13 protein-coding genes are annotated in these 15,865 nt (G+C 73.7%); 9 read left to right on the top strand and 4 right to left on the bottom strand.

All coding sequences use genetic code 11. The features are described 5' to 3' along the window. Nucleotides 1-79 precede the first annotated feature (79 nt). On the bottom strand, nucleotides 80-1,321 hold the full coding sequence (locus ABD774_RS17700) for a cytochrome P450 (RefSeq protein WP_345044123.1): 1,242 nt from the start codon (nucleotides 1,319-1,321) through the stop codon (nucleotides 80-82). Nucleotides 1,322-1,634: 313 nt separating this feature from the next. Between ABD774_RS17700 and ABD774_RS17695 the strand changes: the two genes are divergently transcribed. Further along, entirely contained in the window at nucleotides 1,635-3,053 is a 1,419-nt protein-coding gene (locus tag ABD774_RS17695; protein ID WP_345044120.1) for an FAD-dependent oxidoreductase, read from the top strand. Between the two features lie 72 nt (nucleotides 3,054-3,125). On the opposite strand, the gene ABD774_RS17690 is transcribed toward ABD774_RS17695, so the two are convergent. Further along, nucleotides 3,126-3,728: a TetR/AcrR family transcriptional regulator gene (locus ABD774_RS17690; RefSeq protein WP_345044118.1), complete on the bottom strand. Its 603-nt coding sequence runs from the start codon at nucleotides 3,726-3,728 to the stop codon at nucleotides 3,126-3,128. Nucleotides 3,729-3,808: 80 nt separating this feature from the next. Here ABD774_RS17690 and ABD774_RS17685 point away from each other — a divergent pair, with 80 nt between their 5' ends. From ABD774_RS17685 to ABD774_RS17665, 5 genes are all read left to right on the top strand, one after another. Further along, a complete protein-coding gene (locus tag ABD774_RS17685) occupies nucleotides 3,809-5,497 on the top strand; it encodes an ABC transporter substrate-binding protein (protein WP_345044115.1) in 1,689 nt (562 codons plus the stop codon). A gap of 13 nt (nucleotides 5,498-5,510) precedes the next feature. Then, nucleotides 5,511-6,497 (top strand): ABC transporter permease, encoded by a 987-nt coding sequence (locus ABD774_RS17680; RefSeq protein ID WP_345044113.1) that lies wholly within the window; start codon nucleotides 5,511-5,513, stop codon nucleotides 6,495-6,497. After that, complete coding sequence (locus tag ABD774_RS17675) at nucleotides 6,494-7,360, top strand: ABC transporter permease (RefSeq protein ID WP_345044111.1); 867 nt, start codon at nucleotides 6,494-6,496, stop codon at nucleotides 7,358-7,360. The genes ABD774_RS17680 and ABD774_RS17675 overlap by 4 nt, the downstream gene beginning before the upstream one ends. Further along, entirely contained in the window at nucleotides 7,357-8,913 is a 1,557-nt protein-coding gene (locus ABD774_RS17670; RefSeq protein WP_345044109.1) for an ATP-binding cassette domain-containing protein, read from the top strand. Before ABD774_RS17675 ends, ABD774_RS17670 begins: the two co-directional genes overlap by 4 nt. A gap of 366 nt (nucleotides 8,914-9,279) precedes the next feature. Continuing rightward, on the top strand, nucleotides 9,280-9,543 hold the full coding sequence (locus ABD774_RS17665) for a nuclease (RefSeq protein ID WP_345044106.1): 264 nt from the start codon (nucleotides 9,280-9,282) through the stop codon (nucleotides 9,541-9,543). A 5-nt stretch (nucleotides 9,544-9,548) separates the two neighbouring features. Here the strand turns inward: ABD774_RS17665 and ABD774_RS17660 are convergent, their stop codons facing one another. Together ABD774_RS17660 and ABD774_RS17655 are read right to left on the bottom strand one after the other, a co-directional pair. Next, nucleotides 9,549-9,944, bottom strand: a complete 396-nt coding sequence (locus tag ABD774_RS17660) for a four-helix bundle copper-binding protein (protein WP_345044104.1) — start codon at nucleotides 9,942-9,944, stop codon at nucleotides 9,549-9,551. Nucleotides 9,945-10,118: 174 nt separating this feature from the next. Beyond that, nucleotides 10,119-11,417 carry an MFS transporter gene (locus ABD774_RS17655; RefSeq protein ID WP_345044102.1) on the bottom strand — a complete coding sequence of 433 codons (1,299 nt, stop codon included), beginning with the start codon at nucleotides 11,415-11,417 and terminating at the stop codon, nucleotides 10,119-10,121. Nucleotides 11,418-11,541: 124 nt separating this feature from the next. Between ABD774_RS17655 and ABD774_RS17650 the strand changes: the two genes are divergently transcribed. The 3 genes from ABD774_RS17650 to ABD774_RS17640 all read left to right on the top strand — a co-directional run bounded on the left by ABD774_RS17650 (nucleotide 11,542) and on the right by ABD774_RS17640 (nucleotide 15,782). Further along, nucleotides 11,542-12,117 (top strand): GNAT family N-acetyltransferase, encoded by a 576-nt coding sequence (locus ABD774_RS17650; protein WP_345044215.1) that lies wholly within the window; start codon nucleotides 11,542-11,544, stop codon nucleotides 12,115-12,117. A 120-nt stretch (nucleotides 12,118-12,237) separates the two neighbouring features. Continuing rightward, nucleotides 12,238-14,160, top strand: coding sequence for a heavy metal translocating P-type ATPase (locus tag ABD774_RS17645; protein ID WP_345044099.1), 1,923 nt, complete (start codon nucleotides 12,238-12,240; stop codon nucleotides 14,158-14,160). A 68-nt stretch (nucleotides 14,161-14,228) separates the two neighbouring features. Then, a complete protein-coding gene (locus tag ABD774_RS17640; RefSeq protein ID WP_345044097.1) occupies nucleotides 14,229-15,782 on the top strand; it encodes a family 20 glycosylhydrolase in 1,554 nt (517 codons plus the stop codon). The last annotated feature ends 83 nt before the right edge of the window (nucleotides 15,783-15,865 follow it).

Genomic DNA, 15,865 nt, shown 5'->3' with positions numbered 1-15,865 from the left:
CGTGCCAACCCGTCCGTGGGCACCGAACAGTCGGGCCCCGGGCTCTCGCCCGGGGCCCGACTCACGGCTCTGGCGCCGGCTACGCCGTCGAGTTGAGCACGACGTCCAGCTGACGGATGCGGAACGTGATCTCGTGGGGCCCGCCCACCGGGATCTCCTCGATGGGAGTCGCCCGTGTCATGTTCGGCCAGGCCGCGAAGAGCACCTCGAGAGACTCCTCGAGCTCGGCCCGGGCGAGGAGCTGCCCGATGCACTGGTGGGGGCCGAAGCCGAACGCGAGGTGGTCTGCGGCATTCCAGCGGCGGAGGTCGAGCGTCTCCGGGTCGGGGAACTTCGCCTCGTCCTTGTTAGCCGAGGCGTTGGCGATGATGGCGCCGTCCCCGACGGAGAGCAGCTGATCCCCGATGGTGACCTCGGCCTTGACCGCCCGCCGCTGAGCCGTCTGGTTGGGGGAGGTGAACCGCAAGAGCTCGTTGACCGCGTTGGCGACGTACTGGCGGTCTGAGAGGTTCTGGACGAAATCCGCCAGCTGGTCGCGGTTGTCCAGCAGCGCGAGGATGCTCAGCGCCATGGCGTTCGCGGTGGACTCGAATCCTCCCGCCAGCAGCATCCGCGCGTAGCCGATCACCTGCTCACGCGTGATGGCCCCCTTGACGAGGTGCTTGGAGACCAGGTGGCCCAGCATGTCATCGGTGGGAGCGTCGATCTTGGCCTGGACGAGGCCCTCAAGGTAGGCCGTCAGCTTCTCGCCGGCCCCGGCCGCGACCTCGGCGGTCGAGTCCCCGGAGAGGAACAGGGCGCCCTGCTCGGCAAAGAAGTCGCGATCGTCGTACGGCACTCCGAGCAGCTCGCAGATCGCGTAGCCCGGGATGAAGCGGGTGTACTTGTCGACGACGTCCACCACACCTGAGGGGTCGAGGTCGTCGACGAGCTTCTGCGCGTAAGCGCGCACAACCGGTCGGATCTTCTCGACGGCGCGGCGCGAGAGCCCGCGCTGGATCATCGCCTTCTCGGTCAGCTGCTCCGGCGGGTCCATCGTGCGGAGGTTGCGCTCCTTGTCGATCGTCGCGGCGAGGGCGGGGCTACCCGAGGGGTACCCGGCGAACTCGGGGTTGTTGCTGAGGTGGTCGTGGCTCAGCGCCGCCGTCTTGCAGTCGTCGTACCGGGTGATGAGCCACGGTTTGGTGCCGTCCCAGTGGTCGACGCGGGAGACGGGGCACTTGCTCCGGAGCTCTGCGAACTCGGCCGGCTGCCCCAGTGGGTCACCATCGGGCTTGGCGAGAGGAAAGGTCAAGGTTCGTTCTGGACTGTCCAGGGTCATGGCGAGGCTCCTTCGAGATCGACGCTGATGAGGCCCACTTTCCGGGCGGCGGCGGGCGATTGCCAGGGCTTTCCTCTCGGTGAAAACAGCCGTCACGCTCAAAGTTGGCAAGGCTACGGTGGCGCCTGTTCGGCGGAGTGTTCGATACGGCGGAGTGGATTGCGGCTCGTGCCTACGCTGCCCGAACTTCCGGGCCCACCACACGACCTCACCTGACGAAGGAGTCCTGAATGAGCAGCACTTGTCGAGGGGGCGCGCGAGCGGTCGCAACGATTTCGGACAGGTTCTCCGAAAAGTTCGGCGAGCGTGCGGCATGACGACGGCAAGGCACGACTTTGACCTGGTCGTCGTCGGGTCCGGCATCGCCGGGCAGACGGTGGCGACGACGGCGGCGGAGGCCGGCCTGCGGGTCGTGCTGCTGGAGAAGACGGAGAAGCTGGGCGGGTCCTCAGCGATGAGCGGCGGCTGGTTCGCGTTCTCCGGGACGCCGGAGCAGGCCGAGCTGGGCATCGAGGACTCGGCCGAGCTGTTCCTGCAGGACATGCTCGAGGCCGGGGAGCACCTCAACGACCGGGCGCTGCTGGAGGCCTACCTGGCCAACCAGGAGACGACGTACCGGTGGCTGAAGGACCACGGGGTCCAGTTCCGTGAGGTCGAGATCAGCTCGGGGATGTCCGCCCGGCGCGGCCACAACTCCGTCATCAAGGAGGTCCTGGCCCGGCTGCACGCGGACTTCGTCGCGGCCGGGGGGCAGACCCGGCTCGAGCGCCGCGCGGTCCGGCTGGTCCGCGAGCCGTCCGGTCGGGTGACCGGCGTCGTGGCGGCCGCCCCGGACGGCACCGAGGAGCTGTACACGGGCGGTGGCGGGGTGGTGCTGGCCACCGGCGGGTTCTCCCGCGGGAGCGACCTGCTGAAGATCTTCGCTCCCGAGCAGCTGGCCGCCATCCCCTACGGCGGGAGGGGCAACACCGGTGACGGGCTGAAGATGGCCTGGAAGCTCGGGGCGGGCCTGGCGGACATGTCGTTCGTCTCGGGGACGTACGGCTCCCACCCGGAGACGGGGGAGGAGTTCCACGAGCTGCTGACCGCGTACTACATGGGCGCGATCATCGTGAACAAGAACGGCGAGCGGTTCGTCGACGAGTCCCTGGACTACAAGACCCTGGGCCGCGTGGTGCTCGACCAGCCGGGCGGCCTGGGCTTTGAGGTCTTCGACGCCAAGGTGCGGGCGAAGTCCCACCGGGGCATCCCTCTGAAGGACATCGACACCCTCGAGGAGATCGGCCACGTGTTCCGGGCCGAGACGATCGAGGAGCTGGCCGAGGTCGCCGGGATCGAGCGGGACGCGCTGGTGCAGACCGTGGCGCGCTACAACGCCGCGATCGCCGGGGAGGGCACGGACGAGGTCGGGCGCACCAACCTGTGCAACGGGCAGGGCGATCTGCTGCCGATCGACACGGCCCCGTACTACGCCTACCCGGCCAAGTCGCTGATGACGACGACGTACTGCGGGGTGACGATCGACCCGTCCGGCCGGGTGGTCGACGTCGACGGGGACATCATCGAGGGCCTGTACGCCATCGGTGAGGTCACCGGCGGCTTCCACGGCGCCGCCTACATGACGGGCACCTCGCTGGGCAAGGGCGCCGTTTTCGGCCGTCTCGTCGCGCTCGAGGTTGCGGAACGGCTGGGGGCCACCGTGGACCGCGCCCCGGCAGGCCTGTACCCATGACACGGCTCGTCACGGTCGCTGACCACGATCGCGGTCCGCAGCCGCCCGCGTCCGCCTTCCGCCGGCGGGGGCTCAGGGGCTGACGGGATGGTCGAGTCCCAGCACGTCCAGCGCGCGGGACAGGACGTCCGGGAACGGCTCGCGCGGCGCGGACGAGCGCGACCAGGCGCGCAGGGCGGCCAGGAAGGCGCCCGCGTGCGCCTTTCCGAGCACATCGGCGGTGAGCTCGTCGGCACCGCGACGGCGGAGGTGGTCCGCGACGATCCGCCCCGCGCGGCTCTGGCGGCGGGCGGCGGACTCCTCCAGCTCCTCGGCCACCCCCATCGGCTCGGCGTTGGCGAAGGCCAGGACCACCGTGCCGGGCTCCATCGCGGCGGCCAGCCGGAGCAGCGCGGCACGGACGTCGGCCACGGCGTCGCCCGGCCCGTCGCCCCCACGGGTCGCCGCCAGGTCGGCGGCCAGGCCCTCCAGCGCGTCGTCGACCGACGTCCACAGTAGGTCGCTCTTGGTCGGGATGTAGTTGAAGAACGTGTTGCGGCTCACGCCCGCGCGCTGCGTGATGTCCGCCACGGACGTGGCGTCGTACCCCTTCTCGAGGAACAGCTCGCAGGCCGCTTCCTCCAGGATCTCGCGGGACGCGGATCGCGGCCGGCCCGCCCGGCGCCCTGAGCTCATACCGCGATCGTACGGACCGCCGGTCCCGAGGGCCGGTTATTGTTGGGCCCGGTCCAACAATCGAGTGAAGGTGCTGTTTCATGGCCGCTGCCCGGCTCCCTGCCCTGCCCGCCCGACGCGGCACCCGCCTGGCCGCGGGCGCCGCGGCGCTGACGCTCGTCCTCGCCGCCTGCAGCGGCGGCGGCGGCGCGGACACCGCGGGCACCAGCGGCGAGCCCGTCGAGGGCGGCACCCTGGTCTACGCCACGGGGGACGCCGAGCCCACCTGCCTCGACCCGCACGTGGGCGGCAACTATCCCCAGGCGCTCATCAGCACCCAGTACCTCGAGCCGCTCGTCGGCCGGGACGCCGAGGGCGAGATCCAGCCCTGGCTGGCCACCGACTGGCAGGTCAGCGACGACGGCCTGACGTGGGACCTCACGCTCGCCGAGGGCATCACCTTCACCGACGGCACCCCGCTGGACGCGGAGGCGGTCAAGGTCAACATCGAGCACCTCCAGGACCCGGACACCGCCTCCTCCACCGGCTGGCTCGCGGTCCAGAAGATCGCGGAGGTGGAGCCGGTCGACGAGACCCACGTGCGCCTCCACCTCTCGGAGCCGGACTCCGCCCTCCTGGAGTCGTTGTCCATGCAGTGGGCGGCGATGCAGTCGCCGGCGGGCATCGCGCGCGGCATGGAGGAGAACTGCGCCGCCCCGATCGGCACCGGCCCCTTCGTCGTCGCGGACTGGGTGCCCCAGCAGCACGTCATCCTGGAGCGCAACGAGGACTACGCCACCCCCGGCCCCCAGGCGGAGAACGACGGGGCCGCCCACCTCGAGCGGATCGAGTGGCGCTTCCTGCCCGACCCCGCCACCCGGTGGGCCGCGCTGCAGTCCGGCGAGGTGCACGTCATCGACAACCCCGAGCCCGAGGCGATCACCGCGGCCGAGGCGGGCGGGGAGATCACCCACATCGACGCCCCGCGCCCCGGTTCGGTCAACAGGATCGAGCTCAACTCTGCGCAGGCCCCGTTCGACGACGTCCGCGTGCGTCAGGCGTTCGTCTACTCCGCCGACGTCGACCCCGGCATCGAGACCCTCTACCAGGGCGTGGCCACCCGCTCCCACTCCCCGCTCTCCAGCGTCGAGCCGATGGCCTACTCCGACCCCTCGCTCTTCGTCACCGACCTGGAGGAGGCAGAGCGGCTCCTCGACGAGGCCGGCTGGTCGCAGGTCGACGACGAGGGCTACCGCGTCCGGGACGGCGAGCGGCTCACCGTGCGGATCCCGGTGAGCACGAACCAGTCCGTCGCCGCCGAGCAGGCGCTCTTCGAGCAGATCCAGGCCAACACCCGCCGGGTCGGCTTCGAGGTCGTCCTCACCCCGCTCGACCTGTCCGCCTGGTACGGCGCCCTCGCCGCGCCCGAGGACGGCGGCGAGAACCAGTACGAGGCGGTCAGCGCCCCGTACACCAAGGTCGGCCCGGACGTGCTGCGGATCCTCTACCACTCCGACAGCACCGTGCCCGCGCCCAGCGGCTACTTCGCCAACCTCTCCCAGGTGACCGACGACGAGCTCGACGCCCTCCTCGACGAGGCCGCCCGCAGCACCGACCCGGAGCGGCGTGCCGAGCTGTACACCGAGGTCCAGAAGCGCGTCCTCGAGGGCTACTACATCCTGCCGCTGTACGACCAGCAGAACCACTTCCTCACCCGCGGGGTCACCGACGTCCGGACGCTCGGCACCGTGTCCACGCCCACCTTCGTCGACGCCCGCCTGACCTCCTGAGGGGACCCGCCTCGTGACCGTGCTGCGCTGGCTGCTGGGGCGCCTCGCCGCGGCGGCGCTCGTGGCGTGGGTGGTCGCCACCGTCGTCTTCTTCGCGCTGCGCGCGGCCGGCGGCGACCCCTCCGAGGCGATCCTCGGCGGCCCCGGCTCCCAGGCGAGCGAGGAGGCGATGGCCCGCGTGCGGGCGGAGTACGCCCTCGACGAGCCGCTGGTGGTGCAGTACCTGCTCCAGCTCGCGCGCACCGTCACCTTCCAGCTCGGGGACTCCTACGCCCGGCGCCGCCCCGTCGCCGAGCTCGTCGGCGACCAGCTCGGCGGCACCCTCGCCCTGGCGGCGCTCGGGCTCCTGCTCGCCTGGCTCCTCGCCCTGGCGGTGGCGACGGCGGCGGTCCGGGCCCGCGGACCGGTGGCCCGCCGGGCCGTCGGCCTGCTGCGCGCCGGCGAGGTCGTCGCGTCGGTGATGCCGCACTTCTGGCTCGGCGCGGTGCTCATCGCCGTCTTCGCCGGCGGCGCGGGCTGGCTGCCGGCCACGAGCAGCGACAACTCGCTGCGCTCGCTCCTCCTGCCCGCGATCACCCTGGCCGTGCCCGTGGCCGGCTTCCTGGGGCAGGTCATGCGCGACGGCCTCGAGGAGGCCCACACCGCGCCGTTCGCGACGACGGCGCGCACCCGCGGCGCGTCGGAGGCCTGGGTCCTGTGGCGGCACTCGCTGCGCCACGCGGCCCTGCCGGCGATCGCGCTCAGCGGCTGGGCCTTCGGCTCGCTGCTCTCCGGCGCCGTCGTCGTCGAGACGCTCTTCGGCCGCCCGGGCCTCGGCCGGCTGCTCGTCGACGCCACCCACTCGCGCGACGTCCCCCTCGTCATCGGCGTCGTGCTCGTCATCGCCCTGGGGTACGTCGCGGTCATGACCGTCGCCGACGTGCTCGAGCGCGTCGTCGACCCGCGTCTGCGCGAGCGGGTCGAGGCCGCGGCGACCCCCGGCGGTGAGGTGGTCGCATGACGCAGGCCCTCGCCCTCGCCGGCCGACGTCGGGACGCGGCCCGGGCGGCCGCGTCCCGCTGGCTGCGGACCCTGGGACCGGGCGGCGCGGTGAGTGCCGCCGTTGTCGCCGTCGTCCTGGTCGCGGCGCTCTTGCCGACGCTCCTCGCCCCCGGCGACCCGACCGCCGTCGTCCCCGCGCAGGCCTACACCCCGCCGAGCCCCGGCGCCGTCCTCGGGACCGACGCCTCCGGGCGGGACGTCTACACCCGGGTGGTCCACGGGGCCGGCCAGTCCCTCGGCGTCGGAGCGGCGGCCACCGCCATCGGCCTCTCGCTCGGCGTCGTCCTCGGCTTCGGGGCCGCGCTCGGCCCGCGCCGGCTCGACGCCGTGCTCAGCCGCGTCGTCGAGGTGCTGTTCGCCCTGCCGAGCCTGGTGCTCGCGCTGCTGCTCGTGGCGGTGCTCGGCGCGGGCGTGGGGCCCTCGGTCCTCGCCGTCGGGCTGGCCACGGCGCCGGGCTACGCCCGCATCCTGCGGGCCCGTGCTCAGGCCGTCGCGCAGAGCCCGTACGTCCGGGCTGCGCGGCTGGAGGGCGTGTCCGCCCCCGTGGCGTTCGTGCGGCACGTGCTGCCCAACACGGTGTGGCCGCTCATCGCCGTGGCGACGCTGGGGATCGGGCAGGCGATCGTGTGGGTCTCGGCCCTGAGCTATCTCGGCCTCGGCGCCCTGCCGCCGTCGCCCGAGTGGGGAGCCATGCTCAACGCCGGCCGGCTGCACATCACCACCGCCTGGTGGCTGACGGTCGCGCCGGGGCTGGCGATCACGGTGACGGCGGCCGCGCTGACCTTCCTCGGCCGGCGCCTGAGCGCGGTGGCGCCGGCATGAGCGCCGCCCTGGACGTCGCCGGGCTGACCGTGAGCTTCCCCGATGTCGGGCAGGTGCTGCGCGGCGTCGACCTGCGCCTGGAGCCCGGACGGTGCCTGGCCGTCGTCGGGGAGTCGGGCGCCGGCAAGTCCGTGCTGGCGCGCAGCGTCGTGGGCCTGGCCGGCGAGGGCGGCGCGCCCGCGACGGTCGCGGCCGAGCGCTTCACGGTGGCCGGGCAGGACGTCACCCGCGCCGACGAGCGGCGGTGGCGCCGACTTCGCGGGGAGCAGGTGGGCTTCGTGCTGCAGGACGCGCTGCAGTCCCTCGACCCGCTGCGCACGGTGGGCGCCGAGGTGGGCGAGTCGCTGCGGCTGCGCGGGGTGGGTCGCCCCGAGCGGCGGCGCCGGGTGCTGGAAGCCCTTGCGCGCGCCGGCCTGGACGAGCCGGCCACCCGCGCCGCGCAGCGCTCGGGCGAGCTGTCCGGCGGGATGCGCCAGCGGGCCCTGATCGCCTCGGCGATCGTCTCCGAGCCTGCGCTGCTGGTGGCCGACGAGCCGACCACCGCCCTGGACGCGACGGTCGCCCGCGGCGTGCTCGAGCTGCTCGGTCGGCTGCGCGACACCGGCACGGCGGTGCTCCTGGTGACCCACGACCTCGGTGCCGTGGCGCGGCTGGCCGACGACGTCGTCGTCCTCGACGGCGGTCGCGTGGTCGAGGCCGGGCGCACCGACGACGTGCTGGGCAACCCCGGTCACGACGTCACCCGGGCACTGCTGGCCGCCGTCCCGCACGGGGCGCGCCGCCGCCCCCCGTTGCCGGCGAGCGAGCCTGTGCTGCGCGCGACCGGCCTGCGCCGCCGTTACCCGCTGCCCGGCGGCGGGACGGCGAGCGCGCTGGACGGCGTCGACCTGGTCGTGCGCCGCGGGGAGGCGCTGGGGGTGGTGGGGGAGTCCGGGAGCGGGAAGTCCACCCTGGCCCGGATGCTCGTGGCCGCCGAACGGCCCGACGCGGGGAGCGTCGAGCTCGCCGGCGAGCCGTGGAGCGAGCTGCCCGAGCGGCGCCGTCGGCCCCGCCGCCACCTCGTCCGGCTCGTCCCGCAGGACCCGCTGGGCTCTTTCGACCCGCGCTGGAGCGCGGAGCGGGTCCTGCGGACGGCGCTGCGGGTCTCGGGCAGCAGCCGCACGCCGGTGGAGCTGCTGGAGCTCGTGCGGCTGCCGGCGTCGGTCCTGGGCCGACGGCCACGGTCGCTGTCGGGCGGGCAGCGCCAACGGCTGGCCATCGCACGGGCACTGGCGGCGGAGCCGTCCGTCCTGGTGCTGGACGAGCCGGTCTCCGCGCTCGACGTGACGGTCCAGGCGGCGATCCTCGATCTGCTCGTCGAGCTGCAGGAGCGCACCGGGACGGCGCTGGTGGTCATCTCGCACGATCTCGCGGTCATCCGGCAGGTCTGCGAGACGGTCGCCGTCATGCACGACGGGCGGATCGTCGAACGCGGCCCGGTCGAGCGGGTGTGGCGCGACCCGACCGCCCCCTTCACCCGCGCGCTGCTGGAGGCGGCGGTGACGCTTCCCTGAGCGGGACGGGCGCCCGGCGGTCCGCGGACGCACGGTAAACAGCCAGTGTCCGGCATGCGAGATCCATTGACACGATCTGGACCGTCACGCACACTCGTCCCCATGTTCACGGCCCGGCCAGTGCTTGTGGGCCCGCGCACCGCGGGCTCCGTCGACCTGCTGTCGACGCACCGGCGCCTGTGTCGAATGTGTCGCTGACCCAGCCGCAGCTCTGACGAGCGCACCCGCAGGCAACAGCCTGGACCGCGGCGCGCTGACCCCACCCGCTGCGTGGTGGCACATCCGACACCGCACTCTGCTGGCGACAAGCCAGCTCCCGGCGTCGGCCCCAGACCAGACTGAGCATCGAACGCCGAGGAAACCGACGTGCTGAACCGTAGCCTTTTTGACGTCCTGCCCATCCAGGCGGTTGTCGCCAACGCCTCACCGAGCGCCTGGCGCGACGGCCTGGTCGTCTCTCAGCGGCCTGGTGCGCTGACCGTCATGCTGCTGGACGGGCAGGAGGGCACGCTGATCACCGGGGCCACGCCTGCGGTCGGCGAGCCCGTCGCGGTCCACCCTGTCGCGGAGGTGATCGCGATCGGGGACACCTGGTACTCGGCGCGGCCCCTCGTCGGCGGCGACGCCTGAGCGGGCTAGCTCGCCATCCCGGACATCATCTTCGAGCACGCGTCGACCATGGCCCGGCAGGCCGAGGCGCAGATCCGGCAGTGCTCGGACATCTCGGCGTGCATCTCGCACTCCGCCGCGCACGCCTCGCCCATCGCCATGCACGCCGACATCATCGGCCTCATGACGTCCATGTCGTAGCCGCCGGGGCGCATCATCATGCGCATCATCGTCGTCGCGACGTCGGCGGTGTTCATACACATGGACGCGCATCGCCCCATGTTCTCGCCGCTGTCGGCGTCGGCACACATCGTCGCGGCCATCGCCGCCGCCGAGCACGCCTCCATGCAGCCCTGCATCATCGTCATGTCCATGCCCGTCATGCTCGGCATCTGCATGGACTTCATCATGTCTGCCATCATGCTCATCACAGTTCGCCCGCCCTTGTCGCTGACCGATGATTCCTGGCGCTGTCGACGGTACGCCGGGCCCCGATGCGGACGCCACAGCTCCAGGGGTATATAGCCGCCTTCGTGCAGGTGCGGGCCAACCGGGGCCGCGGGCGAGGGGGAGGCTGGGTGCCTTCCCGGCCGTGATCAGACGTGCAGCGTCCGCGACCTGCCCACGCGCAGGCCAACGAGGAGCTGGACCACCGCGACGACGCCAACCAGGAGCAGGACGGTCGCGCCCGGCCCCGTGACGCCCCGCAGCACCCCGGCCAGCACCAGACCAGCCGCGGCGAGGCCGTAGCCCAGCGCCTGCGACATGGCCGAGAGCTGGCTCGCGGTGGCCGGGTCCGCCGCGCGCAGCCCGACGAGCGAGAGCGCGACGACGAACGCCGAACCCGTGCCCAGGCCGATGAGGACGATCCACACCCACAGCAGGCCAGGCGCCAGCCACACGCCCACCATCGCCACGAGCACCAGCCCAGGGACCACGGTGGCGGCGAGGCGCTGGTCCCCGCCCACACGCATCAGCGACGGCACGGCGAGGTTGCCGACGATCGCGACGGCCTGGAAGGCGAAGAGGTGCCAGCCGGCCGTCACCGGGTCGACGCCGAGGTCCTGCTCGACGCTCGGCAGCCAGTTGAGCAGGGAGTAGAACACCGTCGACTGCAGTCCCATGTAGGCCGCCACGAGCCAGGCCAGCCGGTGCCGGTACACGGAGCCGCGACGACGGCGGGGAGCGTCGCCTGCCGCGACGGGCTCGGTGCGGTCCCCGGTCGCCGCCCCGCCGGGCGTTGCCGCGGGGCCGGCTGTCGCGGGTCCGTCCGTCGAGCCCGAGTGGTGCGCGGCTACCGGCGCGCTGGTGCGCACCCTGGCGGCGCGCAGGCGGGGCACCCACACGGCGAGCGCGAGCGCCACAGGTGCCGCCCAGACGCCCAGCGCCAGCTCCCAGCCGCCCACGGCTGCCAGCGGCACGGCGACCCCGGAGGCGATGGCGGCGAAGACGCTCTGGGTCGCCACGTACCACGCGGTCGTGGCGGGGACGCGCAGCGGGAAGTCCTTCTTCACCACCACCGGCAGCAGCACGTTCCCGACCGCGACCGTGGCCCCGACCAGCGCGGTCCCGATCCACAGGTTGGTGGCGGGCCCGGGCGCCGACCGCAGCAGCGTGCCGAGGGCCAGGACCACCAGCGACACCAGGACGGTGCGCTCGACGCCGAAGCGCCGTGCCAGCGGGTGCACCACGGGCGAGACGACGGCGAAGGCGACGATCGGAACCGCCGCCAGCACCCCGAGGGCCGCGCTGCCGAGCCCGAGCTCGTCACCGATGACCGGAAGCACCGGGCCCACCGCCGTGATCACCGGGCGGAGGTTGAGGGCCACGAGGAGGATCCCCGAGAGCAGCAGCCACACGGGCAGCCGGCTCGACGAGCGGGCGAGACTGCTCAATTCATCTGCTCCAGGAGATCGAGAGGGGGCGGCCACGCCAGCGGGAGTGGCAGCGTCGCCCGCCCACCGTAGCGACCACCGGCGTGGCCCGGCGTCGGTGGGCGCACCTAGCCTTCGGAGCGTGATGACGAGGGAGTACGCGGCGCAGCCGTTCGAACCCACCCCGAGCGGGCGCCTGCTCGTCCGGCGCCCCTCGCCGGACGACCTCGACGTCGTCTTCCGGGTGCACGCCGACCCGAGGACCAACGTGCACAACCCGGCCGGTCCGCCCGCCGACCTGGGCGCCGCGGCGGCGCACCTCGAGGGCTGGCTCGAGCACTGGCGTCAGCACGGGTTCGGCTACTGGACGGTCCAGCTCGCGGCAGGTCGCGAGGCGCAGCGGCCCGGTGAGCTCGTCGGCTTCGCCGGTCTCCGCCACGACGTCTGGCTGGGGCGGCCCGTTCTCAACCTCTACTACCGTCTCGCCCCCGAGCACTGGGGTCACGGGTACGCCACCGAGCTGGCACGGTTCGCCCTCGGGTCCGCACGCCGCATGCGCCCCGACCTGCTCGTGGTGGCACGCACCCGGCCCGACAACGTGGCCTCCCAGCGCACCGCGCTGGCCGCGGGGATGGTGCGGCGGCCCGACCTGGAGGTCGACGACGAGGCAGGGCACGTCGTCGTCCTCGCATCCCGGCCCGCCGGGCCTCAGGAGCCGTAGAGGCGGGCACGCGAACCGGGCGGCGCCCGCACGGCGACGGCGCGAAAACCGCAGAATCCTGCGGATCAGGGCAGCCTAACCTTGCTATACACCGGCCCCGATGAGGCCTACAAATGAGGTATGGCCGTCATCGGGTTCCTCCGCGAGCATCGGGTCGTCACGGCCACGCTGCTCGTGGGGCTCGTCGGTGGCGTGCTCGAGCTCGCCGGCCTGGCCGACGCCGCCCGGTGGGTCATCTCGGTCTTCGCGCTCGTCGTCGCTGCCCTCCAGGCGCGCGGCATGATCGCGGACCTGCGCGCCGGTACCTACGGCGTCGACATCCTCGCCGTCACGGCCATCGTCTCCACGGTGCTCGTCGGCGAGTACTGGGCGGCGCTGGTGGTCTGCCTCATGCTCTCGGGCGGCGAGGCCCTCGAGGACTACGCGGCCGGGCGCGCCCGGCGCGAGCTCTCCGCGCTGCTGGAACGCGCCCCGCAGGTGGGTCACCGCCTTCTCCCGGACGGCACGGTCGACGACGTCCCGGTCACCGAGCTCGTCGTGGGGGAGGAGGTGCTCGTCAAGCCGCACGAGCTCGTCCCGGTCGACTCCGTCCTCCTCGACGACGACGCCACCTTCGACGAGTCCTCGCTCACCGGCGAGTCCCTCCCCGTCGACCGCCGTCGCGGCGACGACCTGCTCTCCGGATCGGTCAACGGCGGCGAGGCCGTGCGCGTGCGCGTCAGCGCCGCCGCCGCGGACTCGCAGTACCAGCGCATCGTCGAGCTGGTCCGCGAGGCGCAGGACTCCAAGGCGCCCTTCGTGCGCCTCGCCGACCGTGTCGCGGTCCCGTTCACCGCCGTGGCGTTCCTGATCGCCGGCCTGGCCTGGGCCCTCTCAGGGGAGGCGACGCGTTTCGCCGAGGTGCTCGTTGTCGCGACCCCGTGCCCGCTGATCATCGCCGCGCCGGTCGCCTTCATGGCCGGCATGTCCCGCTCCGCGCGCAACGGCGTGATCGTCAAGGGCGGGGGAACCCTGGAGCAGCTGTCGCGCGTGCGCACCGTGGCCTTCGACAAGACCGGCACCCTCACCTACGGCGCCCCCCGCGTGGCCCGCGTCGAGGTCGCCGACGGCCTGAGCGCCGAGGAGCTCCTCTCGCTGGCCGCCGCCGTCGAGCAGTACTCGTCCCACCCGCTGGCCGCCGCCATCGTGGCGGCCGCACGTGCCCGACGGCTGCCCGCGCAGGCCGCCTCTGAGGTCGAGGAGGTGACCGGCCACGGCGTTCGCGCGCGGGTGGGAGGGCGCGTCGTCGTCGTCGGCAAGGCGACCTTCGTCGCCGCCGAGGTGACCGGCGTGCAGGACGTCCCGCTGCCGCCGGGGCAGACCGGCGTCCACGTCGGCGTGGCGGGCCGTTACGCGGGCATGGTCGCCCTCGCCGACGAGACTCGCGCCGAGACGGCGGAGACGCTCGCGGGGCTGCACCGCGCCGGCGTGCGCACCACCATGATGCTGACCGGCGACGCCGAGCCGACCGCACGCCACATCGCGGCGGAGATCGGCATCGACGACGTCCGCGCCGGGCTGCTGCCCGAGCACAAGGTCGACGCCGTCCGGGCGGTCACCGCGCGCCCCGTGATGATGGTGGGCGACGGCGTCAACGACGCCCCGGTCCTCGCCGTCGCCGACGTCGGGGTCGCGATGGGGGCGAAGGGCTCCACGGCGGCCAGCGAGTCCGCGGACGTCGTCGTCATGCTCGACGACCTCTACCGGACCGTGAGCGCCGTGCAGATCGGCCGGCGCACCATGCGGGTGGCCTGGCAGGCCATCGGCATCGGCGTCGGGTTCTCCGTGGCCCTCATGCTGGTGGCCGCGGCCGGCCTGCTGCCGGCCATCGTCGGGGCGTGGATGCAGGAGCTGGTGGACCTGACCTGCATCCTCTGGGCGCTGCTCGCCTCGCGCCCGGGCCGGGAGGAGCGGGCGGACCACGCGCGGGTGGAGGCGGTGCGGGCCGAGCGGGCCCGGGCCGCGCGCGCGCCGGTGGGCCGGGCGTCCCTGGCGCGCCAGTAGCGTTGGCGCACGTCGGCGGCCGCCCGGTCGCCGCCGCGCCGTCCACGCACCGGTCCATGGAGGTCCCGATGCTCCCGCTCGTCCCCGCACCCGCCCACCTGCGTCTGCTGGACGCACCGGGGTTCCGTCTCGTCGCGCCGGTCCGGATGGTGGTGCCTGACGCCGCGCGACTGGACGCGTCGGCGCTCGCCGGCCTCGCGGACCTCCTCGGCGAGGCGTCCGGCGGACCCAGCCTGCTCGTCCACGGCCCGGCCGGCGAGGGGCCGGCGGTCGTGCTGGAGCTGGCCGACGGCGGAGCCTCCGGCGCGGGGGGCCGGCCCCGGCCGCTGACCTGGGAGGCCGCCGCCGAGGAGGCGTACACGCTGAGCGTCGACGCCGACCAGGTGCTCCTGCGCGCCGCCCGGCCCGTCGGCCTCTACCGGGGCGCGACCACGCTGGTCCAGCTGCTCCGCGACGCCGCCGAGCGCGCCGGCCAGGGGGAGCCGCCCGTGCTGCCGGCGCTGCACATCCAGGACGCCCCGCGCTACGCCTGGCGCGGCGTGATGATCGACGTGGTCCGCCACTTCTTCGACGTCGACGTGCTCAAGGAGGTCATCGACCTCGCCGCGATCTACAAGCTCAACGCCGTGCACCTGCACCTGACCGACGACCAGGGCTGGCGCCTCGAGCTCGCCTCCCGGCCGCTGCTGACCGAGCTGTCGGGCACCAGCCAGGTGGGCGGCGGTCAGGCCGGGTTCCTCACCCGCGCCGACTGGGAGGATCTCCTCGAGCACGCCGCCGCCCGCCGCGTCACCCTCGTGCCGGAGATCGACGTCCCGGGCCACGTCAACGCCGCCCTGCACGCCTACGGCGAGCTCACCCCGTCGGGCGAGCCCGCCCCGGTCGTCACGGGCGCGCACGTCGGGTTCTCCAAGATCACCCTCAACGAGCCGGCCACGCTGCCCTTCGTCCGCGACGTCTTCACCGAGCTCGCGGAGCTGACGCCCGGGCCGTACGTGCACGGCGGCGGGGACGAGGTCGACACGATCACCGAGCAGGACTACGCCGACTTCGTCGGTGCCCTCGGCGAGGTGGTCGCGGGCACGGGCAAGACGCTTGTGGTCTGGCAGGAGGCGGCCGCGGCGGACCTGCCCGAGGGGACCGTCGTGCAGCTGTGGGCCTCGACCCTGGACCCCTCGGGCGTGCGGGAGGCGGCCGGCCGCGGGCACGACGTCATCATGTCGCCGTCGAACCACGTCTACCTCGACATGAAGTACGTGCCGGACTTCCCCCTCGGGCTCGACTGGTCCGGGCACGTGGACGTGCGACGGTCCTGGGAGTGGGACCCCGACGTCCACGTCGACGGGATCGACCCCGCGCGGGTGCGCGGCGTCGAGGCCCCGCTGTGGACCGAGACGGTGGTCACCCGCGAGGACCTGTTCACGATGCTCCTGCCCCGGCTGGTCGCCGCCGCCGAGGTCGCCTGGACCCGGCAGGACGTCCGCGACGACGGCGGGTTCGAGGACTTCGCCCGCAGGCTGGCGGCCCAGGTGCCCGTCTGGCGGGAGCAGGGGTGGGCCTTCTACGCCTCCGACGAGGTGGAGTGGGCCGACGTGGAGGCGGACGCCGTCGATCGAGGCTGAGGACCCCCGGCGGCGACGTCCGCCCGCGCCGGCGGCCCGCGCCGGCGGCCCGCGCCGGCGGCCCGCGCCGGCGGCCCGCGCCG

Origin of the sequence: Georgenia daeguensis, assembly GCF_039537705.1 — a bacterium.
GTDB classification, from domain to species: domain Bacteria; phylum Actinomycetota; class Actinomycetes; order Actinomycetales; family Actinomycetaceae; genus Georgenia; species Georgenia daeguensis.
The sequence above is the reverse complement of the archived record's forward strand: the minus strand, read 5'-3'. Positions and strand labels throughout refer to the sequence as shown.